This window comes from Halalkalibacterium halodurans (assembly GCF_005671335.1).
Lineage (GTDB): Bacteria > Bacillota > Bacilli > Bacillales > Bacillaceae_D > Halalkalibacterium > Halalkalibacterium halodurans.
Genome location: NZ_CP040441.1, coordinates 889,775 through 916,505 on the forward strand (window position 1 = coordinate 889,775; position 26,731 = coordinate 916,505).

General features: G+C 45.0%; 25 protein-coding genes, 1 pseudogene, 1 riboswitch and 1 other annotated feature. Of the genes and pseudogenes, 17 read left to right on the forward strand and 9 right to left on the reverse strand.

Annotated features, from left to right (window positions below):
- Positions 1–17: 17 nt before the first annotated feature.
- The 4 genes from FED51_RS04310 to FED51_RS04325 all read left to right on the forward strand — a co-directional run bounded on the left by FED51_RS04310 (position 18) and on the right by FED51_RS04325 (position 4,319).
- Positions 18–1,325, forward strand: a complete 1,308-nt coding sequence (locus FED51_RS04310) for a four-carbon acid sugar kinase family protein (protein WP_053432526.1) — start codon at positions 18–20, stop codon at positions 1,323–1,325.
- A gap of 11 nt (positions 1,326–1,336) precedes the next feature.
- Positions 1,337–2,341: a 4-hydroxythreonine-4-phosphate dehydrogenase PdxA gene (gene pdxA / locus FED51_RS04315; protein ID WP_010896977.1), complete on the forward strand. Its 1,005-nt coding sequence runs from the start codon at positions 1,337–1,339 to the stop codon at positions 2,339–2,341.
- A gap of 77 nt (positions 2,342–2,418) precedes the next feature.
- Entirely contained in the window at positions 2,419–3,789 is a 1,371-nt protein-coding gene (locus tag FED51_RS04320) for a GntP family permease (RefSeq protein ID WP_053432527.1), read from the forward strand.
- A gap of 203 nt (positions 3,790–3,992) precedes the next feature.
- A complete protein-coding gene (locus FED51_RS04325) occupies positions 3,993–4,319 on the forward strand; it encodes an L-rhamnose mutarotase (RefSeq protein ID WP_010896979.1) in 327 nt (108 codons plus the stop codon).
- 37 nt (positions 4,320–4,356) lie between these two features.
- On the opposite strand, the gene FED51_RS04330 is transcribed toward FED51_RS04325, so the two are convergent.
- Positions 4,357–5,607 (reverse strand): MFS transporter, encoded by a 1,251-nt coding sequence (locus FED51_RS04330; RefSeq protein ID WP_053432615.1) that lies wholly within the window; start codon positions 5,605–5,607, stop codon positions 4,357–4,359.
- 60 nt (positions 5,608–5,667) lie between these two features.
- Positions 5,668–5,940: a binding site (T-box leader), on the reverse strand.
- 120 nt (positions 5,941–6,060) lie between these two features.
- Here FED51_RS04330 and FED51_RS04335 point away from each other — a divergent pair.
- Positions 6,061–6,738: a hypothetical protein gene (locus FED51_RS04335; protein WP_053432528.1), complete on the forward strand. Its 678-nt coding sequence runs from the start codon at positions 6,061–6,063 to the stop codon at positions 6,736–6,738.
- Entirely contained in the window at positions 6,735–6,878 is a 144-nt protein-coding gene (locus FED51_RS21010; protein ID WP_175414303.1) for a hypothetical protein, read from the forward strand. Before FED51_RS04335 ends, FED51_RS21010 begins: the two co-directional genes overlap by 4 nt.
- A gap of 342 nt (positions 6,879–7,220) precedes the next feature.
- On the opposite strand, the gene FED51_RS04340 is transcribed toward FED51_RS21010, so the two are convergent.
- Positions 7,221–8,012, reverse strand: coding sequence for an N-acetylmuramoyl-L-alanine amidase (locus FED51_RS04340; RefSeq protein WP_053432529.1), 792 nt, complete (start codon positions 8,010–8,012; stop codon positions 7,221–7,223).
- Between the two features lie 225 nt (positions 8,013–8,237).
- Here FED51_RS04340 and FED51_RS04345 point away from each other — a divergent pair, with 225 nt between their 5' ends.
- The 3 genes from FED51_RS04345 (at position 8,238) to FED51_RS04355 (ending at position 9,799) form a co-directional block, all read left to right on the forward strand.
- Positions 8,238–8,741, forward strand: a complete 504-nt coding sequence (locus FED51_RS04345) for a L,D-transpeptidase family protein (protein ID WP_053432530.1) — start codon at positions 8,238–8,240, stop codon at positions 8,739–8,741.
- A 70-nt stretch (positions 8,742–8,811) separates the two neighbouring features.
- Positions 8,812–9,324, forward strand: coding sequence for an NUDIX hydrolase (locus FED51_RS04350; RefSeq protein ID WP_053432531.1), 513 nt, complete (start codon positions 8,812–8,814; stop codon positions 9,322–9,324).
- Between the two features lie 133 nt (positions 9,325–9,457).
- The gene (locus tag FED51_RS04355) at positions 9,458–9,799 is read left to right on the forward strand and encodes an ASCH domain-containing protein (protein WP_053432532.1); all 342 of its coding nucleotides are present in this window, start codon (positions 9,458–9,460) and stop codon (positions 9,797–9,799) included.
- Positions 9,800–10,040: 241 nt separating this feature from the next.
- Here FED51_RS04355 and FED51_RS04360 read toward each other — a convergent pair whose 3' ends face one another.
- From FED51_RS04360 to FED51_RS04375, 4 genes are all read right to left on the reverse strand, one after another.
- Entirely contained in the window at positions 10,041–10,733 is a 693-nt protein-coding gene (locus tag FED51_RS04360; protein WP_053432533.1) for an ABC transporter permease, read from the reverse strand.
- Complete coding sequence (locus tag FED51_RS04365) at positions 10,705–11,649, reverse strand: ABC transporter ATP-binding protein (RefSeq protein ID WP_083445681.1); 945 nt, start codon at positions 11,647–11,649, stop codon at positions 10,705–10,707. Before FED51_RS04365 ends, FED51_RS04360 begins: the two co-directional genes overlap by 29 nt.
- 110 nt (positions 11,650–11,759) lie before the next feature.
- Positions 11,760–12,689 (reverse strand): sensor histidine kinase, encoded by a 930-nt coding sequence (locus FED51_RS04370; protein ID WP_053432535.1) that lies wholly within the window; start codon positions 12,687–12,689, stop codon positions 11,760–11,762.
- The gene (locus tag FED51_RS04375) at positions 12,686–13,390 is read right to left on the reverse strand and encodes a response regulator transcription factor (protein ID WP_053432536.1); all 705 of its coding nucleotides are present in this window, start codon (positions 13,388–13,390) and stop codon (positions 12,686–12,688) included. The genes FED51_RS04370 and FED51_RS04375 overlap by 4 nt, the downstream gene beginning before the upstream one ends.
- Positions 13,391–13,582: 192 nt before the next feature.
- Between FED51_RS04375 and FED51_RS21015 the strand changes: the two genes are divergently transcribed.
- Positions 13,583–13,726, forward strand: a complete 144-nt coding sequence (locus FED51_RS21015; protein WP_175414288.1) for a hypothetical protein — start codon at positions 13,583–13,585, stop codon at positions 13,724–13,726.
- 136 nt (positions 13,727–13,862) lie between these two features.
- Here FED51_RS21015 and FED51_RS04380 read toward each other — a convergent pair whose 3' ends face one another.
- A complete protein-coding gene (locus FED51_RS04380) occupies positions 13,863–14,570 on the reverse strand; it encodes a class I SAM-dependent methyltransferase (protein WP_053432537.1) in 708 nt (235 codons plus the stop codon).
- A gap of 154 nt (positions 14,571–14,724) precedes the next feature.
- Here FED51_RS04380 and FED51_RS04385 point away from each other — a divergent pair, with 154 nt between their 5' ends.
- The 6 genes from FED51_RS04385 to FED51_RS04410 all read left to right on the forward strand — a co-directional run bounded on the left by FED51_RS04385 (position 14,725) and on the right by FED51_RS04410 (position 22,548).
- Positions 14,725–16,044: a polysaccharide biosynthesis protein gene (locus FED51_RS04385; protein WP_053432538.1), complete on the forward strand. Its 1,320-nt coding sequence runs from the start codon at positions 14,725–14,727 to the stop codon at positions 16,042–16,044.
- A gap of 158 nt (positions 16,045–16,202) precedes the next feature.
- A complete protein-coding gene (locus tag FED51_RS04390; protein ID WP_010896996.1) occupies positions 16,203–17,303 on the forward strand; it encodes a nitric oxide synthase oxygenase in 1,101 nt (366 codons plus the stop codon).
- 46 nt (positions 17,304–17,349) lie between these two features.
- Positions 17,350–18,744, forward strand: coding sequence for a Glu/Leu/Phe/Val family dehydrogenase (locus FED51_RS04395; protein ID WP_010896997.1), 1,395 nt, complete (start codon positions 17,350–17,352; stop codon positions 18,742–18,744).
- A 248-nt stretch (positions 18,745–18,992) separates the two neighbouring features.
- Positions 18,993–19,748, forward strand: a complete 756-nt coding sequence (locus FED51_RS04400; RefSeq protein ID WP_053432539.1) for a DeoR/GlpR family DNA-binding transcription regulator — start codon at positions 18,993–18,995, stop codon at positions 19,746–19,748.
- Positions 19,745–20,665, forward strand: coding sequence for a 1-phosphofructokinase (gene pfkB / locus FED51_RS04405; protein ID WP_053432540.1), 921 nt, complete (start codon positions 19,745–19,747; stop codon positions 20,663–20,665). The genes FED51_RS04400 and pfkB overlap by 4 nt, the downstream gene beginning before the upstream one ends.
- 5 nt (positions 20,666–20,670) lie before the next feature.
- Complete coding sequence (locus tag FED51_RS04410; RefSeq protein WP_053432541.1) at positions 20,671–22,548, forward strand: PTS fructose transporter subunit IIABC; 1,878 nt, start codon at positions 20,671–20,673, stop codon at positions 22,546–22,548.
- On the opposite strand, the pseudogene FED51_RS04415 reads toward FED51_RS04410, so the two are convergent.
- A pseudogene (locus FED51_RS04415) lies at positions 22,502–23,006 on the reverse strand (transposase); the annotation flags it as partial. The gene FED51_RS04410 and the pseudogene FED51_RS04415 sit on opposite strands and share 47 nt — an antisense overlap.
- 492 nt (positions 23,007–23,498) lie before the next feature.
- Positions 23,499–23,598, forward strand: a riboswitch (TPP riboswitch).
- Between the two features lie 64 nt (positions 23,599–23,662).
- Here FED51_RS04415 and thiT point away from each other — a divergent pair.
- Positions 23,663–24,223, forward strand: a complete 561-nt coding sequence (gene thiT / locus FED51_RS04420) for an energy-coupled thiamine transporter ThiT (RefSeq protein WP_010897003.1) — start codon at positions 23,663–23,665, stop codon at positions 24,221–24,223.
- A gap of 28 nt (positions 24,224–24,251) precedes the next feature.
- Here the strand turns inward: thiT and FED51_RS04425 are convergent, their stop codons facing one another.
- On the reverse strand, positions 24,252–26,648 hold the full coding sequence (locus FED51_RS04425; RefSeq protein ID WP_053432543.1) for a S8 family serine peptidase: 2,397 nt from the start codon (positions 26,646–26,648) through the stop codon (positions 24,252–24,254).
- Positions 26,649–26,731 lie beyond the last annotated feature (83 nt).

The following is a 26,731-nucleotide window of genomic DNA, read 5'->3' on the forward strand; positions in this document are numbered from 1 at the left end:
GATAGGAGGCCACAACTGTGAGAATAGGCGTAATTGCAGATGATTTAACGGGAGCGAATGCGACAGGCGTTCGACTCGTAAAGCAAGGATTTCCCGCAGCGACGGTCGTGCACAGCGCGAGTGTCCCGTCCGGGGATAATTACCAAGCATTGATAATGGATACAGACAGCCGTTACGTTCGTTCTGCCATTGCGGCAAAGCGTGTGACGGATGCGATGAATCAGTTGAAGCGATGGGGCGCACGAATGTTTACGAAACGGATTGATAGTACGTTAAGGGGAAATATTGGCGTCGAGCTTGATACGATGCTTGCTGAGCTTGGTGAGTCGTCAGTGGCGATTGTCATGCCATCCTTTCCTGACTCAGGCCGAACAGTCACAGGTGGCTATTTACTCGTTCATGGCGTTCCAGTTCAAGATACATTTGTATCAAAAGACCCTGTTTCGCCGATTATCACATCGTATGTTCCAGATTTGTTACGCAAGCAGACGAAACACCCTGTCGGCTATGTTGGATTACATGAAGTGATGAGTGGAAGAAACGTCATTTTACAGCATGTAGAGCAGCTCATTAGCGAAGGAAAGCGTCTAATTGTCATTGATGCGGTGACGAACGAGCAAGTGGATGATGTAGCAAAAGCGGTAGCGGTGATTAAGGATCGACCGATCGTTCCGGCTTGTCCTGGCCCTTTTACTGCGGCGTACGTTCGCGCTGTTACCCAGCAGCAACAGGAGGATGCCCGCCTTCTTGTAGCGGTAGGAAGCGCTACCTCACTAACAGGTAGACAGCTTGATTATTTAATTACCAAGCTCGATGCTTCTCCCATCTACGTTAACCCAGAGCCTTTAGCCAGTTATACGAGCACCTGGGATGAAGAAGTGGAACGGGCGACAAAAGCGGCCCAGGAAGCGGGAAAAACAGAAAAAATTCTTATCGTCACAACGTATAAGCCAGGCCAACAGCTTGTGAACCTAAAAGAAAAAGCCAAGCAAGAAAACACGAGCGAGGATGCATTAGCGAAACGGATTACAGACGGTTTGGCGACGATCAGCCGGCAAGTGCTAGCAAGTGATGAACTATCCTTTGCTGGTTGTTTTACGAGCGGGGGAGATGTGACCGCCTCCATGTGTGCTCTTGGGCGAGCGAACGGTATTGCGTTGCAGGATGAGGTTCTCCCTTTAGCTGCCTTTGGAACGTTTGTAGCTGGTTATTTTGATGGCCTGCCAGTTGTGACGAAGGGCGGGCTTGTAGGAGATGAAACATCGATTTACGACTGCGTGCAATATTTGTTAGCACATGTAAGCAAATGTCAACTACAGAAATAGGAGTGAGAGAGATGAACAAAAAACCAATCATTGCGATTCCGATGGGAGATCCTGCAGGGATCGGTCCGGAAATTACAGTCGGGGCATTAAACAAAAAAGAACTCTATGACGTAGCGAACCCTGTTGTCATCGGCCACGGAGATATGCTAGAAAAAATGCTCCCTGTGATGAAAGCAGACTTGACGATTAACCGGATCACGACCGTCGATGAGGCGATGTTTGAATATGGCACGATTGATGTGATTCATCTTGATAACTTGAATGTAGCCGAGGTGAAAATGGGAACTGTTCAAGCACAGTGTGGCAAGGCCGCATTTGAGTACATTCGTCATGCTGTTCAATTAGCAAACGATAAAAAAGTAGACGCCTTAGCGACGACACCGATTAACAAGGAATCATTAAAAGCAGCTGAAGTCCCGTACATCGGACATACGGAAATGCTAGCTGATCTAACGAAGACCGAGGATCCGTTAACGATGTTCGAAGTTCACAGCATGCGGATTTTCTTCTTAACCCGTCATTTGTCACTGAAAGATGCCATTGATCAAATGACGAAAGAGCGGGTTCACGACTATTTGCTTCGCTGTGATAAAGCGCTCGAGAAATTAGGTGTAAAAGAAAGACGCTTTGCTGTCGCAGGCTTAAATCCTCACAGTGGGGAAAATGGCTTGTTCGGCCGTGAGGAAATGGATGAAATTACTCCGGGAATCGAATTAGCGAAAAAAGACGGCATCAACGCAGTCGGTCCTGTTCCCGCTGATTCTGTGTTTCATCATGCACTTAACGGTCGCTATGACGCAGTGTTGTCCCTTTACCATGATCAAGGGCATATTGCGGCAAAAATGACCGACTTTGAGCGGACGATTTCGATAACAAACGGTCTACCATTTTTACGTACATCCGTCGATCACGGAACGGCCTTTGATATAGCTGGGAAAGGGATCGCAAGCACGGTCAGCATGGAAGAATGCATTAAACTAGCGGCTAAATACGCGCCGCATTTTGTAACAGCGTAACGTTCTGGTTGTTACGAAGGCATGCGGAGAACGCGTGCCTTCGTTCAACATAAACATGGGGGAAAAGAGGGATAATGATGGAAGTTTCAGGAGCTCAAATGATTTTAGGTCTTGTCATTGCCATTATGGTTTTAATTTTTCTAGTCATCAAAACGAAAGTGCATGTCTTTTTAGCCCTGATCATCGCGGCTTCAATAACCGGTCTAGTCGGAGGGATGGCACCGCCTGATGTTGTAAGCGCCATCACAGAAGGATTTGGAAGCACGCTCGGGTCTGTGGCGATCATTATCGGTTTCGGTGTAATGATGGGACGAATATTAGAAGTATCTGGAGCGGCCGAACGACTAGCTTATACGGTCGTCAAAGTGTTAGGAAAGCGCAAAGAGGAGTGGGCGATGGCTGTTACGGGCTATATCGTATCGATTCCTATATTTGTAGATTCTGCCTTTATTATATTAAGTACATTAGCGAAAGCGCTATCAAAGAAAACAGGGAAGTCCATTGTTACGCTCGCCATTGCCCTTGCTGGTGGAGCGGTCGTTATGCACCATGCTGTACCACCGACACCTGGGCCGCTAGGGGTTGCAGGAATTTTTGATGTGGACGTTGGCTTAATGATCTTATCGGGGTTGATCTTTGGGATTCCGATTATCATTGTTACCGTTTTATATGCAAAATGGATCGGGAAAAAAATCTATCAGCTTCCCGATGATGACGGCTTAGGATGGATTAGACCAGAGCAAGAGGTGAACGTCGAGGATTGGCTTGAAGAGAAAGAAAACAAAGAGCTACCATCGTTGCTTCGCTCCGCTGCACCGATTGTCGTACCGATTCTCTTAATTTTCATGAATACGACGGTAACGGCCATCGGATTAGAAGGAACGCTCGTAGAGTACGTTCAATTTTTCGGTTCCCCCGTGATCGCTGTTGGGATTGCAGTCCTCCTTGCCATCTATGGATTATTCAACCACGTGAAGCGCTCGGAAGCTCTTGATCGAATGGAGGAAGGGATTCAGACAGCTGGGATAATCTTGTTAGTTACAGGAGCAGGTGGAGCCCTTGGTTATGTGCTACGCCAAACAGGAGCTGGAGATTATATAGCCGAACTTGTAGTTGATACAGGAATTCCTGCGATTTTGCTTCCGTTTGTGATCGCTTCGCTCGTCCGCTTGATTCAAGGAAGCGGGACGGTTGCCATGATAACGGCTGCGTCAATTTCTGCGCCAATCTTAACAGGGATGGATGTGAACCTTGTCCTAGCCGCGCAAGCAGCGGCCCTCGGAGCGATGGTGTTTTCCTACTTCAATGATAGTCTGTTTTGGGTCGTGAACCGCACGATTGGGATTAAAGACCCGAAAGAGCAAATGCTCGTTTGGTCTGTCCCAACAACGCTCAGCTGGTTAACGGCACTCGTTTGCTTACTTATCGCCAATCTCATTTTCGGATAAAAGCGAAAGCGTTCCTTCTCTTAAGGAAGGAGCGTTTTTTGTTTTTGTTAAAAATGTATCATGAAGCACGAAATGAATGGCTTTCTGAATGATAAAAATAAAATGAATAGTATAGTAGAAAGAGAGAATCTTGGAATACATTTTTGTAACTGATTATATGATTAGGCTTGACGCATAAAAAAAACAGAAAGGATGAGTGACCGTTGAAGCAGAGTAAAAAATTTGCATGGACGTGGACCGTTAAAGAATCGTGCTTAGAAGAATACGTGGCGATGCACGTAGATCCGTGGCCAGAGGTGTTAGCAGAACATACAAAAGCAGGAATTCGTAACTACTCCATCTTTCAAAATGGCAATCAATTTTTCTACTGTTTTGAATGTGATGATGTAGACGCAGCTTTTGCTTACATCGCCGAAAGCGAAGTGTGTCAAAAATGGAATGACCTCACGTCAAAGATGGTCGAAGGTTCGTTTGATTTTAAGGAGTCTAACCCGATTAAGCCGTTACGAGAAGTGTTTTATTTACCGTAAAACAGAGGAGAAAGGTAGAAATAGATCTGCCTTTTTCCTATCCTTTTTCTTCAATAGGAGCCCCAACATAATAAGCCTGTTTTCCAGGAAACAAATTGATCGCGCAGAGGACCAAAGTCAGGACAAGGGTTAGGATGGCTCCAGATGCAACGACCAGCTTAACTGAAAAGAACTGAGCCGACACAGCGAAGGTCGTCGTCATTGCGATGATAAGGGCTGCTTCCACAAGGCCATATAGGCTAGCGATCCGCCCCATGACCTCCACCGGGATGTTGTTTTGGTAGAAGGTCATAAAGCCGGTGTTGGCAAAAGCATTTGCAAGGGCTAGAACGAATACACCAACGGATGCGATGACAAAGCTAGACGAAAATGCAAAAATAAGATAGCCCACGGCCACAAACACAGAGCCAATACCAATTAAATAGGAGATGCCCCATTTTTTCGCAAAAGCCACGTTCAAAAATGAGCCGACTAAGATTCCAGCCCCTGCAAGACTAACGAGGAATCCGTACTCACTATCGGTTAAGAGAAGAACTTCCTTTGAAAAAGCAACCTCTAGGGAATCAATCGCTGTTTGCATGACGATAAAGCCGCTGAAGAGAACGTACACGGATATCACGTAAACATGCATTCGGCTGAAGCTTATGACGAAACGCCAATCGTCTTTTAATAGATGGAGCGACATTTTCTTTGTTTTCTTCACCTTTTTCTGCTTTTGCTCCTTTTCCACATTTGGCATGAAGCATGTAACAACGGCAGAAAAGAAAAGAGCACCAGCATTAATAATAATCGCATAGACGGGTGTTCCGATAAGAAACAAAACGCCTGTAATGGCAGGGCCGATAAAAAATGCACCTGAATCAAGTAAACTTCTAAGAGAGTTAAACCGTTGCCGTTGGTGGGCTGGGATTAACCGAGTAATGTAACTCATTGACGTAGGATGGTAAACCGACGCGGCCATATGAATGAAAAAGACAAGTACATAGATCAGCCACAATGACGAAGAAGCGATCGCAAGAAGGGTGATAAGCCCACCTTGGATGACGTCTAGGCCGATCATAAGTCGCTTCTTATTCATTCGGTCGATTACGCTCCCACACCACCAGTTCGTAACGATTGTCGCGAGCGGTCTGATGAGATATAAGGCAGCCACTGCAAGGGCAGAGCCTGTCATTTGGAAGACGATCAAATTCAGGGCAATGAAGTACACCCACACACCTATAGATGAAATCCCGATACTAAACAGTAAAATCATTGGATATTTCCAATTATTCAAAGAAAAACACATCATCCTTTTTCCTCCTTACCGCGTTATGAACAAAAAAACGTCCCCAAGACTGATAAAAGTCTTGGGGACGATCACTTGTCGTGGTGCCACCCCAGTTCGTCCATATATCACGATATGAACCTCATGTGTATAGTGAGCCTATACATTGCTAGATAACAGGAGCTCCTGTCACACCATCCCAACCTTTGGATTAAATGCTTGCCGGCCGGCGTAGGGTTGTTCCGATGTGCCGCTCAGAGTCTTGCTTCCATACAGCTCTCCTACCCGTTCTCAGCAACTACAGGCTTTCTGTGAGGAAAGGGATGTATGTACTCTTCTCTTCATCGCGTGTTAGGTTTGAGGAACATATTAGCATGGCATGAAACCAGTGTAAAGGATTTTTTTCAATCATTTGCTGAGAAGGGATTTTTTATGAGAACGTGGAAGAGTTTCTAATGAAGGAGGTGTCGTGCGTTGGCAAGTAAGGTTGAACGGTTAGATCAACGCTTGGCCGAGCTCTCGCCCAAAAACATCGGCGAGCAAGTGCGAAAGCTTGTGATCGAAATTTATGGAATAGATTTGCAGGTAGTCTCGGATAAAAACGTTGGAAAACAAGCTCGGTATCGGGAAACGCTTGTGACTGAGTTGTTAGCGGCTAATTCTCGTTACTCAAGAGAGGCTGTCCACACATTGTCAAAGGTTGAGTTTTTAATAGAATACTTGAACAGTACGGGGGAAAGATCACCTGAACGTATTCGCGAGCTCATTAATGACATTTTCGGAATCAATTTATACGGAATTTCTAGCTTAGAGGGAAAGGGTTTAGCCCTTTATTCAAAAGGTCAATGGCTCGTCAAAGGAGAACAAGATTTGTTTATTCTGCATACAAGTGCGAGTGATGAAGAAGTTTGGATTTATCCAACGGAGTACTTCAAACACCGAAGGGATGATCAGTTGTGGCCAGAATCGTTCAAGCATCGATTAGAGGCGCTTGGCTTCGTTTTTGACGATGAGCGAAAGGCTTATTCCTACAGGGAGCCAACGGGAACGTCGATTCCGAACGATTTTAAAGTGACATCGACGCAAAGTGTACTCGAAGAAATCGCGTGCATTCGAAACAAAATGTCTAAGGGAGAGGGGCTTCATTCATGAAAGGGAAGTATACGGTTTGGATCTTTTTTCTATTGATAGTCGTAGGGTGTCAGCACCATGAGGAAAAGCCGCTGACGTTTTATAGCGAAAGTGAAAATTGGCGTGGGGAGCTTATCATACAAGCAGAAGATACGGAATAGGAAAAAGCTACCACTGCCTTTCAATACATCGGACCTGCTACTGACATCGAGAGGGTCACCATATATTCACCAATCTCATCCACCTATGATTCCCATCCTGTTGAAGCACCTGTTGGAAGCATCCAGGCTGACGATGTCTTAAAACGTGACTATGAGAATCACGGATTCCTAGGGCTGTTATATGTAAATGATGAAGTAACTTTTATAATTGAATGGGAGGAAGAAAAGATGGAAAAAATCGAAGAAATCCGTTTCTATCATGAAGAATGAACACTACAAGTAAGAGGAAGCCGGGAGCTGTTGTCCCGGCTTTATCTTTCATGTCCAATTGGTTTGATCCGTTCAACCACGAATGATCGCTGCATCATAGCCTAAGTTACGAAGCCGGCGTGCAAATGCTTCAGCGTTCGCTCGGTTGGCAAAAGCACCTACTTGTACTTTCCAGAGGCCGCCTTCTTGAAAGACAAATGGCGTGATCCCATCATTTTGCAATTGATCTCTTAACCTTAAAGCATTCGACCGATTCGCAAAAGCACCTGACTGAACTTTAAAAAGGGCTCCATTGTTTTGGCTCGGTGGTGGAGGAGAAACTTGATTTCGTCTGAGGTTAAAGGCACTTGCTAGACCGTTGACATGACCGCGGGCAATTAGCTGTAGAACGGAAGCTCGGCGCAACAGGGCAGCATCATTGGCGTTATCAACAAAAAGATTTTCGGTGAGTAGGGCAGGCATTCGAGACAGTCTTAACACGGCAAAATTTGCTGACTTTTGTCCGCGATCACGAACATTAAGTTGTTGAACGATTGCGCGATGAATCGTTTGTTGCAACTGACGTGTGCGCGTGGGGCGACTAGAATGAATAAATGATTCAAATCCTGTGCCGCCTCCTGCATTATTATGAATCGACAAGAAAAAATCAGCGCCCCAACGATTGGCCATATTGGCTCGCTCGTTTAGGCTCACACTAACGTCACGATCACGGCTCATGCGAACCTCTACATTTTGATACTCATTGAGCAACATCTCACGAATGTGTCTTGCAATGGCCAACGTGAGATTTTTCTCCTGGAGCCCATTGGCGACTGCACCAGGATCGGAGCCACCGTGTCCTGGGTCTATAAAAATTTTAGCCAAGCATGATCACCTCTTAGTCAAGTTTCTCTATTACGGTATGAAGTTTGACTATAAAGGGCACGGCATTCGCTTAACTGGTTATAAACAAAATAATAAAACGCCTTAGTTTCTTTAAATAAAATGATCAACTGAACGGATCTCAGAGAAAAATTACACGAACATGGGCGCAACTTCACTCTATTCGCATAACGTACAATAGGATAGAAATGGGGAGGAGGTGTAAAGGTGTATCAACATATTGTCAAGCCGGGAGAGACGATTGCACAAATAGCTCTCGATTATCGTACGCCAGCCCAATCGATTATTCAGGCGAATCAGCTCATCGATCCGAATCGGATTTTTGTTGGGCAACGTTTGACAATTCCAGGGTTCCCTGATCCGACCCAACTCCCTTATCGAATTGACGTATCAACGAATAGACGAACGTTAACGTTGCGAACACAGCCAGCTGGAGAAGTGGTGAAAGTATATCCGATTGCCGTTGGACGAATTCTCCATGAAACCCCTGTGGGAGAATTTATTATCATTAACAAAGCCCCGAACCCAGGAGGGCCGTTTGGTACGATGTGGATGTCGTTATCGAAACAGCACTACGGAATTCACGGGACAAATGACCCGGCTTCAATCGGTCGAGCGGTTTCAAGAGGATGCATTCGGATGTACAATGAAGATGTGGAAGAATTAGCACGAATGGTTCCAATTGGTACACCGGTTTTTATCCAGCCATAGAAACCAGAGGGCAATGCTTTCTGGTTTTTACTAAGATTACATATAGGACAAGAGAGGAGACAGAGAAGGTATGCATGAGCTTCGCTTTAAAGAAGAGGAATTTTCCCTTCATCGTGATGAATATGGGCGCCATTTTATTCACGTGTATGACTATGAGTCTGTCGTCATACTTGCTCAGAACGGCGAGCATTTTGTCTTGATTAAACAATTTCGTCCTGCGCTGGGTCGCGAGATTATTCAACTGCCAGGAGGTGGGGTAAAAACGGGAGAGAGCTTGGAAGAGGCTGTTAGACGTGAAATGTTAGAGGAAACAGGCTATGAATGTGGCGAAGTGCAATATCTTGGAGGGTGTTTTCTCGCTCCATGGCTGACAAATGAAATCACCCATGTGTTTTATACAAATCAAGTTCGCTGCGTAAGGGATCCGTCTCTTGAAAGCCATGAAAAAATTGAACTCGTTCAGCTATCTGTCGATGACTGTCTACAAAAGTTAAAAGACGGGACGCTTCAAGATGGTGAGCTTGCTTTCGCTGTTTGCCAAGCCATGATTCGCGGCTTGCTCCCGCAACGTATGGTAAAATAGTGGTTATTCTCGTCCTCGAGAAGGAGACGCCTGTGGAACAAGGATCTCACGAAGAACTGATGGCGAAAAAAGGCGTCTATTACGACATGATCGACCGTGGGCAACAGACATTAGCAGAAGGAGAGGTCATTCGATGAAGCATGCCATGGGGTTATTCAAGGTGCCGTTTGAATCGATCAAGGCCGGAAGGAAAACGGTCGAAGTTCGTCTAAATGATGCGAAGAGACGGCAGGTAGCGGTAGGAGACACGATCGAATTTACGAAACTTCCTGAAAAAGAGGAAACCTTAAAAGTAGTAGTCACTAAACTTAGAAGCTACGATACCTTTGAAGCGATGTATAAAGAGATTCCTTTCGAAGCGTTCGATTGTGAAGGATGGACAATGGACGAAATGCTAGACGGAACATATGAAATCTACACTTCAGAACAAGAAAACGAATGGGGAGCGCTTGCGATTTACGTGGAGCGAATGTAAGAGGAGTAGGGAAGGGGCAGGGGATATTCCTTGAATCATGTATTGGTCATGGAAACGGAATTAACAGCAGAGCCATTATTGAAACCCATTTAAGTGGCCGTCAAAAATTATGCGCATCATGCGCTTTCTTTTTCTCGAATATGATGATTGTATGCACAGCAACTACTGGAGACAAAATACACCTGTTTTCATGATAGGTGCATTTTGTCTATTCCTCTCTTTTTTGCTGCCCATCTAATCCCTAAAGCACATCTGCTTCTTCGATATTCCGAAAGGTGAGATAAGCAAGTAAAATTCCGATACAAGCAAGAGTCACTGGAATGATGGTAATTGAACTTAGGGAAAAACCGTTATTGTTGGATGTGACGATTGCAATTAATAATAAGCCTGATACGATCGTAGTCGGGACTGATTTCTTGAGCATACCAAAGTATACTGGAGCCAAGCTGATTCCACTTGATGTTGCAGTGCTTATCAATAACGATTTCGCATGATCTATTAAAAGGTAATGGGATAGTTGATCAGGGACAAGAGAAAAATGCTCCGATAGGAAGAAAAACGCTGTTGTGACAAAAGCATTGGACAGGAGAATCGTGACAAATGTAAAGAAAAAAACGATGATCAGCTTGGCTGCAAATAGTTTTTTCCGCTGGATTGGATAGGAAAACATGACCGTAATCGTTTTATATTTGTATTCCTCGATCACCAGCCTGGCAATTAAGACAGCCGCGAATACAACAAATGTCACTTGAACCAGCACATTGATCAAGCTGAACGCTTCTCCATACGTTTGAAAAGCGTAGATTCCCTCCAACTGTTCTAAGAAAGTAATTCCGGTAACAAAAAGGGCAATGAGCACGTTGGCTATTATGATTCCTCTAATGTAGCCGCTGAAACGAACCTTCTTAAATTCTAGTTGAATCAACTTCAGCACTGTTTTCATCTCCCTCGATTAAATTCATAAAGTAGTCTTCAAGCGAATGATTTTTCCTTGCAATTGCTTCAATGTTCACATCGTTTGAGATAAGTGTTTTAGATAGTTGATTTTGAGTTAAGTGGTGGTCATATATACGAATCAATGATTGATCCATAAGCTTAACGTTTTTCAGTCCCAACTCATTGTCTAATACATATAAAGCTTTCCTTGCATCATAAGTCAACAATTCGATGTACTCTGTCTGTTGACTTCGAATGTCGTCCAATGCCACTTCCGCTACAAGCATTCCATTTCGAATGACACCGACTGTATCGGCGATCTGTTCAATTTCAGACAGAATATGGCTAGAAATGAGTATTGTAACGCCATATTCGTTGCACAATGTTTGAAATAGCTGTCTGATCTCCTTTATCCCAACCGGATCCAGACCATTGATTGGCTCATCTAAGATGAGCAACTCCGGTTTCGTACATATTGCTCGAGCGATTCCGAGTCGCTGTTTCATCCCGAGCGAAAAGTCTTTAACTGCCTTACTCCCAGTAAGTTGTAACTTTACCATTTCCAATGCTTCTTCGATCGCACTAGGTTTATAGTACCCCATGTATTCACAATGCAACTCAAGATTTTCGCGGGCTGATAATTTTTCATAAAAAATCGGAAATTCTATCATACTACCAATTCTCTTTAACATTTCATAGGATTGAGAGGTGAGACGTTGACCGAAAAGCTCAATTTCTCCTGCGGATGGTTTAACTAAGTTCATCAACATTTTCATTACAGTCGTCTTACCTGCACCATTTGGACCTAAGAAACCGTAAATCTCTCCTTTATTAACGTGTAGATTTAGATTGGAGATGATTTCTTTGCCTTGAAACGTTTTCGTTAGATTGCGTGTCGTAATGACCTTTGTCACAGTTGAGCCTCCTTTCAGCTTAATCTTAGTGTAAGGGGCAGAGCTTGATATTTACTTACTAAAACCTTAAGAAAATCTTACGTTAAAAAATCGCAGCTTCATGGCGTGAATTACCCAGTTATTCGCTTTAGCTTGACGATGAAAGATGTTCGGTCGTATGGTCGACTTTCCAAATGAATATGCCCGTTTAATCTTTCTGTGAGGCGTTTCGTAATGGTCAACCCGAGGCCGCTCCCTTGATACTGTTTATTTCTTGAATCTTCAAGTGTGTACAGTCGTTCAAATACTTTTTCACGGTCCTTATCCGAAATTCCTTTTCCACGGTCCCACACTTCAATGGATACGTACGCATCATCATGATAAAGTCGTAATCCGACCATCTTTCCGTCTTTCCCGTAACGGATGGCATTTGAGATCAAATTATCTAAAATCCGGTCTAATGCTTTTTCATCAGCTAACACATAAAATGGTTGGCTGGGGATCTCGATTTCGACTTGCAGTTTCTCGTTTTGAATCAGGTCAAAATAGGAGAGAATCCGGTTTTTGCAAAGTTCGTTTACAGCCACCTTTTTGAACGTTAAGTTCTGATCTCCCGCCTCTAATTTGGCTAAATCAAAAAACTTATTTATTAACTCAATGATTTCAATCGTTTTCGTTTGAACTTTTTCAAGTCTTTCTCTGTCGTTCGCTGAGCCTTTCCCTGCAAGTATTGTCTCAACATAACCGTGGATAACCGTTAACGGTGTTTTCAAATCATGTGAAATGTTTGCTAACATTTTTCTCATCGATAATTCTGTCCGCTGGTAATTGGCCGTTACTTGATTATGCTCCTCGATAAGATCGTTGATTGCTCGCAGCAGTTCTCGAAGCTGCGCATCCCCGGTAAAGACCATAACTGTTTCAGCTGATTGGCTTGTTCGAATCTCATCGAGTTTATGAGTCACATAAGCAAGCTGTTTATTTCGTTCAAGATTTTGTTTGGATTGCATTAGGCAGATGAACAGAAGAAGAACGAGCGTGATGCTCAGTAGTAGAGTCATTCAAACTCCCCCATCCGGTAACCGATTCCCCAAATCGTTTTGATATATTGTGGCTTGGAAGGGGTGTCTTCAATTTTTTCTCTTAACCGTCTGATATGAACATTAATGACATTTTCATCGCTATAATAGTCATCATTCCAAACGGAACGATACAACTGCTCTTTCGTAAATACTTTTTTCGGATGGGTCACAAACAACTTAAGAATCTGAAATTCTTTGGCAGTTAGTTTGATTTCTTCGCCCTTTTTTTTGACCGTAAAGCTGCTTAGCTCAACTACTAATTCATGAATTTTTATTCTTTCGTTCTCAGCACTCTGGCTTGCTTGAGCGTAATTGACCGTTCTGCGAATAGCGGCCTTGACCCGAGCCGTTAATTCAATCATGGAAAAAGGTTTCGTTATGTAGTCATCGGCGCCAAATCCTAATCCGAGTGCTTTATCTACATCACTGTTTTTTGCTGACATAATGAGAACAGGGACAACACTCTTCGTTCGAATCCATTGTAAGCAATCAATCCCGTTTCGTCTTGGTAGCATCAGATCAAGTAAAACAAGGTCATACGTATTTTGCTCAAACAGTCGTGTGGCTTCTTCGCCATCAAAAGCGCAACAAACATGATAACCCTCAAGCTGTAAATGCTCTTTCACCATCTCACTGATTGAAACATCATCTTCAATAAGTAATATTTTGTGTTCTATCATCATCATCCCACCATTTTACAATAATCTACTACACTTCCCAATTTTATCATACTAACGGTAGTTCAGGAGTTTTGAGCACTACTAAATGCTGACAAAACACATGCTGCACGATGAAAAAAGTAAACAAAGTTGACATAGAGTCATTATGTTACAGTTAAATAAGGAATACAAAGGAATGGAGGCGAGGTTTCATTGAAGAAGATGATTGACAATAGAGGAGAAGAGCATGAGTGGACGCTTATAATGGTTACAGTTTTCTCTCTGATCACTTTTAAAAAGATTGCGAAACCAGAACGATATGAAAATAAATTAAAAGGTACGTTCACATTTTACTAAAAAATTAGGGGAGATTATTTACCAAGTATCCCTCATAAGGAAGCAGCCTTAGATTAAGCAACCTAAGGCAAGGTATTGTCATTTTTCCAACAAACGGTTTACCTCTATAACGGCTTCCAGTTTAAGGCTTCACGCTTCACTTCTTAGCTCTAAACACGAAATACCCAATTGAGCTTCCGTGGATGTCCAAAAAGGCTTGATGCTGTTGCAAGGTGGAGAAGAGCTCGTCATCGATCGCCGAGGGCATCCAGTCAGGTGCTTCGCTTTCGTCGGGCCGTGCTTCTTGGACGTTACCCCGCTTGAGGACATCCATGTGAGAAAAGCCATTGTTCGTCAGAGTGGTCATCCACTCCTTCTCCGTCGGTAATTGGTTGACGCCATACACCTTCGTTAGTTCTTCGCTAGTAAACACATCTAGTGGCTTGAGCGCCATCATTTCAATCCCAAGCAAGCTGCCTGTTTTCTTTAGTACCCGGGCGCATTCTGACAGCGCTCGATTCATCGAAGTGAAAAACAGCACTGATTCGGAAAGGATAAAGTCAAAGGTGTTGTCCTTGAATGTAAGCTGCTCCACGTTCCCTTGTTGAACTGGAATGTTCAGCTCTTTTTCTTGAAAACGCTGCTTCGCTTTTTCGACCATGACTGGATGTATATCCACACCGTTAAGCTCACAGTCATACATCTGTTGAATGTACTCCAACGTTTTTCCTGTCCCGCAGCCGATGTCGAGTAATCGGCTTTCATTCGTAAGTTTCTCGTGAGCTAGTAATTGTTTTGTTAACGCAAATCCACCTGGGTGGGCGCTCCCGATCCCGAGCGTAGCAAGTAATTCTAAGTAAGACATGACCCCTTCTCCTTCCATATTTTCGTTGTCATAGTATATGGGACTTATAGGTGAACGTGATGGAGGTCTTTCTTCATTAAAACGAAAGATATAAATATTCCCTAGACTTGTCTCATACATATAGTGAGGACAGACAGTAAAAGGGGATATGCGGATGAATATGTTTGTAAGGGGTGCGGCGCTCCTTATTGCAGCCGCATTTATTAGCGAATGCTTAGAATTTCTTATCAATATGGTGTTGGCAAGGGAGCTTGGAGAGGAAGGACTCGGTCATTACATGGCACTGTTGCCGACAATCGTTTTCCTCGTCGTTATCGCAAGCATGGAGCTGCCCATTTCTGTATCTAAGTTTGTCGCAGAAAAAGAGGAGGGCTATCATCGCAGCATGCTTCAGCAAACATTGAAGTTTGCGACGATGATGACGGTCATCTTTCTTGTGGCCGCGATTGTTATCTTTCCGCTCCTCTCCGTCTTTGAGTCCTATCATCCAGCTGTTCGTTGGCTGTTGCTGTTGCTCATACCTATTGTTTCCTTTTCCTCGGTTGCCCGTGGTTATTTTATGGGTGCCCAGCATATGGGGAAAATCGCAATCGCTAACTTTTTACGGCGATCGGTCCAGCTTTTGTTACTGCTTGTTGTCTTTCAACTATTTTTATTTGATACGGAAGTGGCGATTTTTATTGCGCTATGTACCGTGGTTGCCACAGAGTTAGTCGTGTTGCTGTTTTTACTTATTTATTTTTTCGTCGGTATGAAAAAAATGAAAGGAACGTCCACCAAGTCAATCAGTCAGCCTGATGTTCGTCGAGCCTTATTAGCGGTGTCTCTCCCGACAACGGGGCTGCGAATTTTCCATGCGGCATCTTTTGCGATAAAGCCCTTTCTCATTAAAATCGCTCTCATGAATGCGGGGTTGATGGAAAGCACCGCGATCATTCAATATGGGAAGTTAGCGGGAGTGGCGTTTACGATCGGGTTTTTCCCAGGCTTTATTGCCCACTCACTGCTGACGGTTTTAATCCCAACGGTGGCAGAGGCCTATTCGAAGGGTGACATGGATCGGCTGCAACGGCTTTTAACGAATGTGATGCTCGGAACGTTTGTGTATGCAGTCCCATCGGTGCTCGTGTTTTATTTTTTCGCCAACGAGCTGACAAGTTTGTTTTTTGAAGCCTCACCTGCGGCTGTCTACTTGCAACTTCTCGTTCCATATTTCTTCTTTCACTTTTTCGTCATTCCGATGCAAGCCTTTTTGATCGGTCTTGGGATGATGAAGGATGCGTTTTACCATTCGGTTTGGGCCACAGTTGTTTCTTACGTGCTCATGTATGTGCTCGGATCGATGCCACAACTACAAATGGACGGAATCATTATCGGTATGAATACAGGTGTCGTCATGTTGACGCTCATGCATTTACTTACGATTCGCTACAAAATGCAAGAACCCCAAAGCTGGAAATTATCCAGAGCTTAAAATGAACCGATTGGCTTGCCGACGTTGGCAAGCTTTTTCATACCTTAGAGGAATGATGATTTTTGAAAAAATGTTAAATGATATGTAATATTGTTTCCTTTTTTGCTAGTGACCACGTATGATGAAAGAAAGACTCTTGAGTGATAAGAGGTGGTTGCATGGAGGAGAAAGAACGGTTGCAATTGGAAGCGGAATCCTTTTTAACGAAGTGCTATGAGGAGCTAGGCAGTACAGGAGAATTGTCGAAGCGGCTAGAGGAAGTTCGCAAGGAGATTGACAAAACGGGGACGTACGTACATACGACAAAAGAGTTGGCTCACGGGGCGCGGATGGCATGGCGGAACAGCAATCGCTGCATAGGCCGCCTTTTTTGGGAATCGCTTCATGTGTTAGATTGTCGCCATTTACAAACAGAAGAGGAAATGGCTGAAGCGCTCGTAGATCATATTACGTATGCAACGAATGACGGGAAAATCCTCCCAACGATTTCAGTTTTTCGTCCTCGCCATCCGAACAAAGGTGATGTGCGGATTTGGAATCAACAGCTCATTCGTTACGCAGGCTATGAAGAGGGCGACCAAGTGATCGGTGATCCGATTTCGACAAAATTTACTCAGGCGTGTGAGCGGCTAGGCTGGAGCGGAGAGCGAACGCCTTTTGATGTGCTTCCTTTAGTCATCCAAGATGGATCGAAGCCACCGAAATGGTTCGCGGTACCAAATGAGTCGGTAAAAGAGGTACCGTTGCGCCACCCAGAGTATGAATGGTTTGCAGGGTTTCAACTCAAGTGGTATGCCGTCCCGATCGTGTCAAACATGCGACTCGAAATTGGCGGTATCCACTATCCAGCGGCTCCTTTTAACGGCTGGTACATGGGAACTGAAATCGGTGCTCGTAATTTAGCGGATGAAGACAGGTACAACATCCTCCCAAAAATGGCGGAATATATGGGGCTTTCCACAGGGAAAGATTCGACGCTCTGGAAGGATAAAGCCCTCGTTGAATTGAATGTCGCCATCCTGTATTCCTATAAGCAAGAAGGCGTTAGCATTGTCGATCATCATACGGCTGCGAAGCAATTTGCTCGTTTTGAGCAGGCGGAACAGGCGGCCAATCGAAAGGTAACGGGAAGGTGGTCGTGGTTGATCCCACCTGTCTCTCCAGCGACGACGCACATCTTCCATCATGAGTATGAAGACGAAACGGTGTTGCCGAATTATTTTTACCAGCCAGCCCCTTATGAATCGGACACGTTTTAATCGCTCCAAAACCGGGTAATCACCAAGAGACAAAGGAGGTCGACAGATGGATCGTAAAGAAACAGCGAAACTTATGGAAAACGTAATGACCGAGCTTTCGGAGAAGGAAGGATTCCTCGGCATTGAAGATGATGAGAAGCGAAAGCGAATCGTCTTATCGGCGCAAGAAATTTTAACGACAACGGACAAAATCATTAAGAGCTACATACGGGTCTCTACAGAACATGGAATCATGCGGATTCCAGCCTACCGGGTCCAGCATAACAACATTAGCGGCTTTTATAAAGGGGGCATCCGCTTTAGCGAGTTTGTCTCTGAGGAAGAAGTAGAAAATTTAGCGATTCTCATGACACTGAAAAATGCGCTCCACCGTTTACCTTTTGGTGGTGCAAAAGGTGGCGTCCATGTAGACCCGAGAAAATACTCGGAAAAGGAATTAAACCTGATTAGTAAAAAATATGTACAGCGCTTCGCAAGAGACCTGGGGCCGAACCATGACATTCCAGCCCCTGACCTCGGAACAAATGAGCAAGTTATTGATTGGATGGTTGGAGAATTTAAAACGATTCACCCAGGTCAAGCGTATCTCGGTTCATTTACAGGCAAAAGTGTTGAAAATGGAGGGGCACGTGGCAGGCGAGAAGCCACCGGAAAAGGAACTTTTTTAAGCTATATTTGGCTCTTAAGTCAATGGTACGATGAACATGTCTCTGGTAACGGAATCAACCGAACGAAGCAGTGGGAGACCATATCAAATCTAAAGCAACAAGCCGATAATAGCGATCCAATTCGTGTGGCGGTGCAAGGATTCGGGAATGTGGGGAGCGTGGCAGCCCTCGAAGCCTATCAATGTTCAGAAATCGCCCACCGGGTTGTGGCTGTCTCCGATCGGTATACGACGCTTTACAATGAGAAGGGGCTCGATGTTCGTGCCTTGGCAGCTTATACGATCGGCGGTAAGGATTTACCGAAAAACAGTGAAGAGCTAGCGGCAGCTGGGGTGGAAGCATCGGTTTTACCAGTGGATGCCGTTCTTACGTGTGAGACGGACGTGCTCATTTTAGCGGCGATTGAAAACCAAATTCATGAACGAAATATGAAGCAAGTGAACGCCCGCGTCCTAGTGGAAGGAGCGAATGCCCCGATTTCGACAGAGGCTGATGACTATTTCGAAGCAGCGGGCACAGTGGTCATCCCTGATATTCTTGCCAATGCCGGTGGGGTCATCGTCTCTTACCTTGAATGGAAGCAGAGCCGGATTACGGAGCTTTATTCTGAGGATGATATTTTAGATGAAATGGGAACGCAGATGAAGGAAACGCTAAAATCCGTCTATGAGCGCTATTTTTCCTCGGTCGGGCATACGCTGCGTTTTACGTGCTTTACGCTAGCCCTTGAACGGCTAACGAGCTTGCTCTATAAGCACGGAAAGCTCTATTAATCGATTCAGGCCGCTCCACCTCGGGGTGGCCTGATTGTTTCTGATTGTTTTTGAACGAAAGGGGAGAAAAGCCTGTGAGGACGCATTTCGATTTACGATTATCGTATGCCAAAGGGGAAATGGGTTCACTCTGAAAAAGGGTGGGCTTTTTTGGTTTGAAAGAATTTTGTCGAATTTGATTATTTTTGATTGATTTTGACCGAAAGTGATTGTATACTCTAAATAAGAAGTCGTATGAGGTGTGTCCTATGTTAACGATCGAACGTCATGAACAAATTGTAAAACTAGTACAAGAAAAAGAAGTTGTAACGATTCATGACCTTGTCGAATATACGAATGCGTCAGAGTCTACGATTCGTCGTGATTTGACCGAGCTAGAAAAACAGAAAAAATTAAAGCGTATTCATGGCGGGGCTTCCGTCCTAAAGAAGCGCCGTGAAGAACCTACCATGGCTGAAAAAACAGTCAAAAACAATCACGAAAAAAAGAAGATTGCGGAATTAGCTGCAAGCTTCGTAGAGGATGGCGATTGTCTGTTTCTTGACGCAGGAACGACAACGTATGAATTAATTCCTTTTATTAAAAATAAAAAAATAGTTGTTGTCACGAATGGACTTGACAGCATCTCCGCACTGCTTGAGGCAGGGGTGGAAACGTACGTTATTGGCGGGACGGTGAAGCAAGGAACACGGGCATTTGTAGGACGCCATGCGATTCAAAGCTTGCAGACGTTTCGATTTGATAAAGCGTTCCTTGGCATTAATGGAGTCCATTTAGAGGATGGCTTCACAACACCGGACCCTCAAGAAGCATATGTGAAAGAAACAGCCCTTTCCCTTTCGCGAGAAGCCTTTATGTTGGTCGACCATTCAAAATTTGGAGAAACGACATTTTCAACCGTTGCGCCGATTCATGCTGCTACGATTGTGACGAGCAGCCATGTGGAGCAGCAAGTCATTCAAGCATACGAAACTCAGACAGCAGTGAAGGTGGTGACGCTATGATTTATACAGTGACGTTAAACCCCTCAATTGATTACATCGTCCAAGTGGAAAACTTTGAGCAAGGAGTCGTCAACCGTTCAGAGCGTGATAGGAAACAGCCTGGTGGTAAAGGCATCAATGTCTCCCGCGTATTGAAGCGTCTCGGACATGAGACAAAGGCAATTGGATTTTTAGGTGGGTTTACAGGAGCTTATGTAAGAAACGCCCTCGAAAAAGAAGAGATTGGTCTCTCCTTTATTGAGGTGGAAGGCGATACAAGAATTAACGTCAAGATCAAGGGTAAGCAGGAAACAGAATTAAATGGCACCGCTCCCCTGATTAAGAAAGAACATGTTCAAGCTTTGCTTGAGCAGCTAACAGAATTAGAAAAAGGGGATGTGCTCGTTCTTGCTGGTAGTGTCCCACAAGCGATGCCACAGACAATTTACCGCTCGATGACACAAATTGCCAAAGAGCGAGGCGCTTTTGTGGCTGTGGATACGAGTGGAGAGGCATTACACGAAGTATTGGCAGCAAAGCCTTCGTTCATAAAGCCCAATCATCATGAGCTTTCAGAACTCGTTTCAAAGCCAATTGCTTCGATTGAGGATGCCATCCCCCATGTTCAGCGACTCATCGGTGAAGGCATCGAATCCATTCTCGTGTCATTTGCAGGGGATGGGGCATTGTTTGCCTCAGCGGAAGGGATGTTTCATGTGAACGTTCCGTCTGGGGAGGTGCGAAATTCGGTCGGGGCCGGTGATTCGGTCGTGGCGGGATTTTTGGCAGCATTACAAGAGGGAAAGTCCCTTGAAGATGCAGTGCCATTCGCAGTTGCTGCTGGTAGTGCGACAGCATTCTCCGATGGGTTTTGTACAAGAGAGGAAGTCGAACGGCTGCAACAGCAACTTCAACGAACGATAAAAAAGGAAGGGTGATTACGATGTTAAAAATTTCAGAGCTTCTAAAAAAAGACACAATGGTACTCAATTTACGAGCTGCCTCTAAAGAAGCCGTCATTGATGAGCTCGTCCGTACGCTTGATAAAGCGGGACGGCTCAACGATGCACAAGCATTCAAACGAGCGATTCTTGAGCGTGAATCACAAAGCACAACAGGTGTCGGGGAAGGGATTGCGATCCCTCATGCCAAGACGGCAGCGGTGAAACAGCCGGCGATTGCGTTTGGACGCTCAGATGCAGGGATTGATTATGAATCATTAGACGGACAGCCAAGTCACTTGTTCTTCATGATTGCCGCGAGCGAAGGGGCGAACAACGAGCACCTTGAAACCCTATCAAGACTATCGACTTTCTTGATGGATGAATCCTTCCGTAGCACCTTAATGAAAGCGCAATCAGAGGACGAGATTTTAGCAGCAATTGATAAAAAAGAAGCAGAAACAGCTGGAGAGGCTGAGGAGAAACAGGAAGGCTATGAGCTATTAGCGGTTACAGGCTGCCCGACTGGTATTGCCCATACGTATATGGCAGCCGACAACTTAAAATCAAAAGCACAGGAGCTAGGGGTATCGATCAAAGTAGAAACAAACGGCTCAGGTGGTGTAAAGAATCGTCTCACAGATGAGGAAATTAGCGCAGCAAAAGCGATTATCGTTGCGGCGGATACGAAGGTGGAGATGGATCGCTTCCACGGTAAGCCTGTGATCCAAGTTCCTGTCACCGACGGTATTCGTAGGCCAAAAGAATTAATTGACCAAGCGTTAGCAGGGAAAGCGCCTGTCTATGAAGGCGGAGCTCAAGCAAGTGGAGAAGACGGTTCTGCAGGTGGAGGACGTCCGAAGCTCGGGTTTTACAAACACTTAATGAACGGTGTTTCCAACATGCTTCCGTTCGTTGTTGGTGGTGGTATTTTAATTGCGATTTCCTTTATGTTCGGGATCAAAGCATTTGATCCGAGTGATCCATCCTACCATCCATTTGCGGAAATGTTAATGACGATCGGTGGCGGAAATGCGTTCGGTCTTATGATTCCAGTTCTTGCGGCTTTCATCGCCATGAGTATTGCGGATCGTCCTGGATTTGCCGCAGGTATGATCGGTGGATTGATTGCGTCAACAGGTGAAGCTGGATTCTTAGGTGGGTTGATTGCCGGTTTCTTAGCAGGTTATGTTGCTCTCGGTGTGAAAAAAGTATTGGCTAACCTTCCGCAAACACTTGATGGAATTAAAACGATCTTGTTCTACCCGGTCTTTAATATTTTTATTACTGGTATGATCATGCTTGTCATTGTTGGGCCTCTAGCTGCCTTTAACACTGGTCTTCAAGATTGGCTCGGCTCAATGGGAACAGCTAACATGGTGATTCTCGGAATTATCATAGGTGGTATGATGGCAGTTGATATGGGTGGACCAATCAACAAAGCGGCCTTCACGTTTGGAATTGCGATGATTGACGCCGGAAACTTCGGTCCACATGCAGCTGTTATGGCAGGTGGAATGGTGCCACCGTTAGGGATTGCCCTTGCGACAACATTATTCAAGAAGAAATTCACGAAACAAGAGCGTGAAGCAGGGAAAACAAACTACATTCTCGGTGCATCGTTCATTACTGAAGGGGCGATTCCATTTGCAGCCGCTGACCCAGGACGTGTCATCCCGTCCATCATCGTCGGTTCGGCGTTCGCTGGAGGCTTGACCGCTCTCTTTAATGTAACTTTATCAGCGCCACACGGCGGAGCCTTCGTCATTTTTATTGGTAACATCGTCAACAATCCACTTCTCTATCTTGTAGCCATTATCGCTGGTTCAATCGTTACCGCGCTCTTACTCGGATTCTGGAAAAAAGACGCGAAGCTTTAAGTAAAAAGCTGCTGTCCCAAAAGCACCTTAAAACATAAAATCGGGAGAACCATTTGATGCGGTTCTCCCGATTTTTGTGTTGATGTGTTTTCGTTGATTATTCGAGCGAAGATCCACCGTCGCTCGTTTCTTTATGTTGTGCAGTAAGGGCCACAAGCCTGAGCTCGATGTGCACGTTTTCTTTACCGCGAAGATGCAGCCTTCGGAAGCGGAGAGTTTTGTTTGACATGACCAAATCCCCTCTCCACATCTTTTTTTTGGTGGAGCGTTCTGCCTTCTTCGCTTTCAGTTCCTCGTACACTGGGTTGTAGTGACCTGTCGATTTCCCTGGGCCTTGGTACACTCCAGCTTGAACGGCATTCTTCACATGATTCACACTCATATCATCTAAAATCCCATGTATAACCTTACGGATCGATCCACTTGGTGTATCGTTTAAAAGAGACTTTCCGCTGATTTTGGGTACTGTTCGATACATGACATTCACCACACGTGCCACATGGTTCTCTGGACTGAGATCGGAAAAATCCATAGGAAGCACGAGTGGATTCATGGTATACGGCTAATAAGTAGCCGCTTGGCTACACAAAAAATCGCCTTCTTTCGTTTGAATTTTGGTAGTGGTACCTTCATTTTAAACAATCGGTCGACTTTTTTTGTATGTTCTTTCGCGCGTTAAATGGGGTCGAACGAGCGACAGGCGGCGACTCCTGCGGGAAAAGCAACAGCGGAAGATCGCCGAGAGTGGGGTTCTCGAGGAAGCTGGAGCGTTGCCCGCGGAAAGCGTCCGCCAAGTCGCGATTTAGAACAAATCAGAAAAGCTGCATCAAAAGATAGACTTTTGATGCAGCTCCTTTTCATTTCAAATGGTTGGAGACGTCGACAAGGAAAGAAAAAACAATACCATTCCGACTCAACTTATGCTAGGATAAATGAGAAAATAAAACATGTATAACCACTAGGGGTGTCGAAAGACTGAGAGAGGCGAATCCTCAACTCTTGGAACCTGATCTAGTTCATACTAGCGAAGGGAAGTGGCGCATTTCGTGAAAACTAGTTTACGATAATCAGTCAATGCGGCATCTCCTTGTGGGTAGGAAGGAGATGTTTTTTCATGGCTTCATCAAGGTTACTTATTTTAATCGAGATCGCTATCATGAGTGGTTTAGCGTTCGTGCTCAGCTTCGTAAAAATTGGCGTCTTTTGGGCGTATGGTGGGTCGATTTCACTCGTGATGCTGCCGATCGTTGTTATGGCCTTCCGGCGTGGCTGGAAAGCGGGGATTGTGACGGGATTGATTGTCGGCTTGCTCAAATTAATTGGCGGCTACGTCGTCCATCCTGTTCAACTTGTCCTCGACTATCCGCTACCATTTTTAACGATCGGCTTGGCTAGCCTTTTTGCCGTAAAAGGTTCATTTGAAGGGAAACGTTTTTATGCGGCGATGATCGGCGGTGTGTTATTTGCCTCATTTCTCCGGTTTTTATGTCATTTTACGTCAGGCATCGTTTGGTTTGGGGAGTATGCTCCAGAAGGAACGCCTGTAGCCCTCTATTCATTTGTGTACAACATCTCATACGTGCTGCCTGAGGCGTTAATCAGCATCATCGTTCTTGCCCTTTTTGGGAAAAAATATTCACAAATGTTTCAACCGAAAAAAGAGCTCGGGGTGTAAAGCCCAAGCTCTTTTTCTTCGTTACAGGTTATTTTACTACGATTTCATCCCCTAGGACAAAGTCGGTTTTCCCGAGTCGTTCCGCATAGGCAAACACATAATAGCGGCCGGGAGCAAGCTCCGTCGTATCCCATGTGACGTCATGATAGCCTTTGCCGATGTTCTGCACGACAGCAGCCGATGTGACGTACTCTAGCGTATCGCGCGTGTAAATCCAAAGACCAAACTCCTCTGCACCGTTTGGCAAATAGGCGCTTCCAAACAATACACCATTTTCATCAATGTCTAAATCAAACGTTGTAACCCGAGGATAATCTGGCTCTGATACAAAGAGGATCGTTGGCACCTCTACTGTTTGCGATCCATCAGATACGATGATCGTACCTTCGTAATAACCAGGATCTAATTTCCGCGCGTCGACTTGTACATTAAAGTTAATCTTCTGTGTTTTTCCTGGTTGTACGCGAAGGTTTTTACTCGTTTTCACTTTAATCCCGTCTGGGTTTCCAGCGAATTGAACGTCGAATTGATACGTTTTTCGTTTGTTCGATAAGTTATGAATCGTGAAATGCTGCCGTTCCACTTGTTTTCCGCGTTCTTTCGTGAACGTACCAAACGAATGGCTACCAGGTGTGACAAGGGTTTCAGCTTCAATTGCATCAACGATACGGATGCTTCCGGCCCCCTGTGTGTTGTGCGGGTAACGGTTGCCGTTTTCGTCTACAAGGTTTTCAGCTGTATTCATAAGTGCTGCTTTCACGTGGTCAACACCCCAGTTTGGGTGAGCTTCAAGGAGAAGCGCTGCTGCACCTGCTACGTGAGGAGAGGCCATGCTCGTCCCTTGACGTGAGCCGTAACCGTACGGATCATCAGGCTGGTGCGTTGGAATCGTACTCACAATCGCAACCCCTGGTGCAGAAACGTCAGGCTTAATCATCCACGTATGCATCACAGGTCCACGTGAGGAGAAATCGGCAACAGTTTCGCCGACGAGTTTATCAAACTCGATGGAGAACGTCACGGTATTCTGACCATTTTCAAGCTCGTTTCTCATCTTTAATCCGTCTTCATTTGATAGCATAATCGTTGGGATCGCCAGTCCAGGAACAGTTGGCTGAACTCCTGCAACGTTGTTATAAATAATCGCGCCCACTGCGCCCGCTGCTTTTGCATTTTCTGCTTTTTCGACAAATGGTATTTCTCCGCGAACGATTAAGGCAATTTTTCCTTCAACGTCCACACCTTCAAAATCACCCGGTTTGCCTAGGCCTGCAAAAGCATATTCATACGCCTCGCCATCGAGTTCAAGTAGTTCCTCATCTGACGGGAAGCCCATAATATCCGCACTCGGATAATCGATTCCATCTGATGTAAACACACTCGCTTTGTACTTATTATAAGGCAAGCGAGTGGCACCGACAGAAATGGCGTCGCGGGACGTACCAGGAGACCCTACTGTCCAGTTGTTCGGACCACTATTTCCGTTCGACGTAACCGCTACAACTCCTTCGGCCATCGCCCAATCGAGGGCAATGCTTGTCGCGAAGTCAGGATCATTTAATGTATTTCCTAATGATAGATTCATAATATCTGCGCCATCTTGAACAGCACGCTCAATTCCGGCGATTACCCCAGCGGTTGATCCACGCCCACCCGGTCCTAGCACACGATATGCTAGTAGGTTTGCATCAGGGGCAACCCCTTTGATCAGACCGTTGGCGGCTACAGTTCCAGCAACGTGTGTGCCATGTGTCGTTTCTGCACCACGCGGATCACCTGGTGATGTTTCTTGTGGATCATCGTTGTTGTCGATAAAATCCCAACCTTTGTAATCACCAAAAGCGTGGACTAAATCAGGATGTGTGTAATCAACACCTGTATCAAGAATGGCTACGGTAATGCCTTCACCTGTATAACCAGCTTCCCACGCATCATTGGCGCCGATGAAGGGAGCGCTGTCTAACATCTCAGGGCTGTAGGCATCCTTTTCAATGACAATTTCGTCAAAGTCAGTCTCTACCTCATATTCTATATTTGGATAGACAGCATGAACGCCATCAACCCCTAAAATAGAAGGAATTTGATGAGCTGGGAGCTCAAGGGCAAATCCGGAAAATAGAAAGTCATACTCATGAGTAACCGTGCTTGACGGGACCAAGTCTTGGATTTGCTCAATTACCGATTGACGGGCTTGTTTTAGCTCGTTTTTTGACTGTTTTTGTCCTTGGTGTTTGGCTTCAATAATCGATGGATCTTCAATTTCGACTATGACGGTCTCTAATGCAGAGGAAGAAGTATCAATCTCCCCGACCATCGGCGCAAGAGATGGCGATTCGCCATTCGCTTGACTCACTGGTATGTAGCTTGTTAGCGTTAGAAGTAAAATAAGGGTGAAGCTAACAAAAGTTCGAAACGTTCGCATCATCAATAAAAGTCACTCCTTTATAGGAAGATAGTGTGCAAGCATTCGCTCGCCATTTTGTTTCGATTCTAGAAATGTTTGCAGAA

Excerpts from the sequence above, each read along its gene's own strand:
- pdxA (WP_010896977.1), top strand. The coding sequence starts at position 1,337 with ATGAACAAAAAACCAATCATTGCGATTCCGATGGGAGATCCTGCAGGG.
- FED51_RS04320 (WP_053432527.1), top strand. The coding sequence starts at position 2,419 with ATGGAAGTTTCAGGAGCTCAAATGATTTTAGGTCTTGTCATTGCCATT.
- FED51_RS04330 (WP_053432615.1), bottom strand. The coding sequence starts at position 5,607 with ATGTGTTTTTCTTTGAATAATTGGAAATATCCAATGATTTTACTGTTT.
- FED51_RS21010 (WP_175414303.1), top strand. The coding sequence starts at position 6,735 with ATGAAAGGGAAGTATACGGTTTGGATCTTTTTTCTATTGATAGTCGTA.
- FED51_RS04350 (WP_053432531.1), top strand. The coding sequence starts at position 8,812 with ATGCATGAGCTTCGCTTTAAAGAAGAGGAATTTTCCCTTCATCGTGAT.
- FED51_RS04355 (WP_053432532.1), top strand. The coding sequence starts at position 9,458 with ATGAAGCATGCCATGGGGTTATTCAAGGTGCCGTTTGAATCGATCAAG.
- FED51_RS04370 (WP_053432535.1), bottom strand. The coding sequence starts at position 12,689 with ATGACTCTACTACTGAGCATCACGCTCGTTCTTCTTCTGTTCATCTGC.
- FED51_RS04375 (WP_053432536.1), bottom strand. The coding sequence starts at position 13,390 with ATGATAGAACACAAAATATTACTTATTGAAGATGATGTTTCAATCAGT.
- FED51_RS04380 (WP_053432537.1), bottom strand. The coding sequence starts at position 14,570 with ATGTCTTACTTAGAATTACTTGCTACGCTCGGGATCGGGAGCGCCCAC.
- FED51_RS04385 (WP_053432538.1), top strand. The coding sequence starts at position 14,725 with ATGAATATGTTTGTAAGGGGTGCGGCGCTCCTTATTGCAGCCGCATTT.
- FED51_RS04390 (WP_010896996.1), top strand. The coding sequence starts at position 16,203 with ATGGAGGAGAAAGAACGGTTGCAATTGGAAGCGGAATCCTTTTTAACG.
- FED51_RS04395 (WP_010896997.1), top strand. The coding sequence starts at position 17,350 with ATGGATCGTAAAGAAACAGCGAAACTTATGGAAAACGTAATGACCGAG.
- FED51_RS04400 (WP_053432539.1), top strand. The coding sequence starts at position 18,993 with ATGTTAACGATCGAACGTCATGAACAAATTGTAAAACTAGTACAAGAA.
- pfkB (WP_053432540.1), top strand. The coding sequence starts at position 19,745 with ATGATTTATACAGTGACGTTAAACCCCTCAATTGATTACATCGTCCAA.
- FED51_RS04410 (WP_053432541.1), top strand. The coding sequence starts at position 20,671 with ATGTTAAAAATTTCAGAGCTTCTAAAAAAAGACACAATGGTACTCAAT.
- thiT (WP_010897003.1), top strand. The coding sequence starts at position 23,663 with ATGGCTTCATCAAGGTTACTTATTTTAATCGAGATCGCTATCATGAGT.
- FED51_RS04425 (WP_053432543.1), bottom strand. The coding sequence starts at position 26,648 with ATGATGCGAACGTTTCGAACTTTTGTTAGCTTCACCCTTATTTTACTT.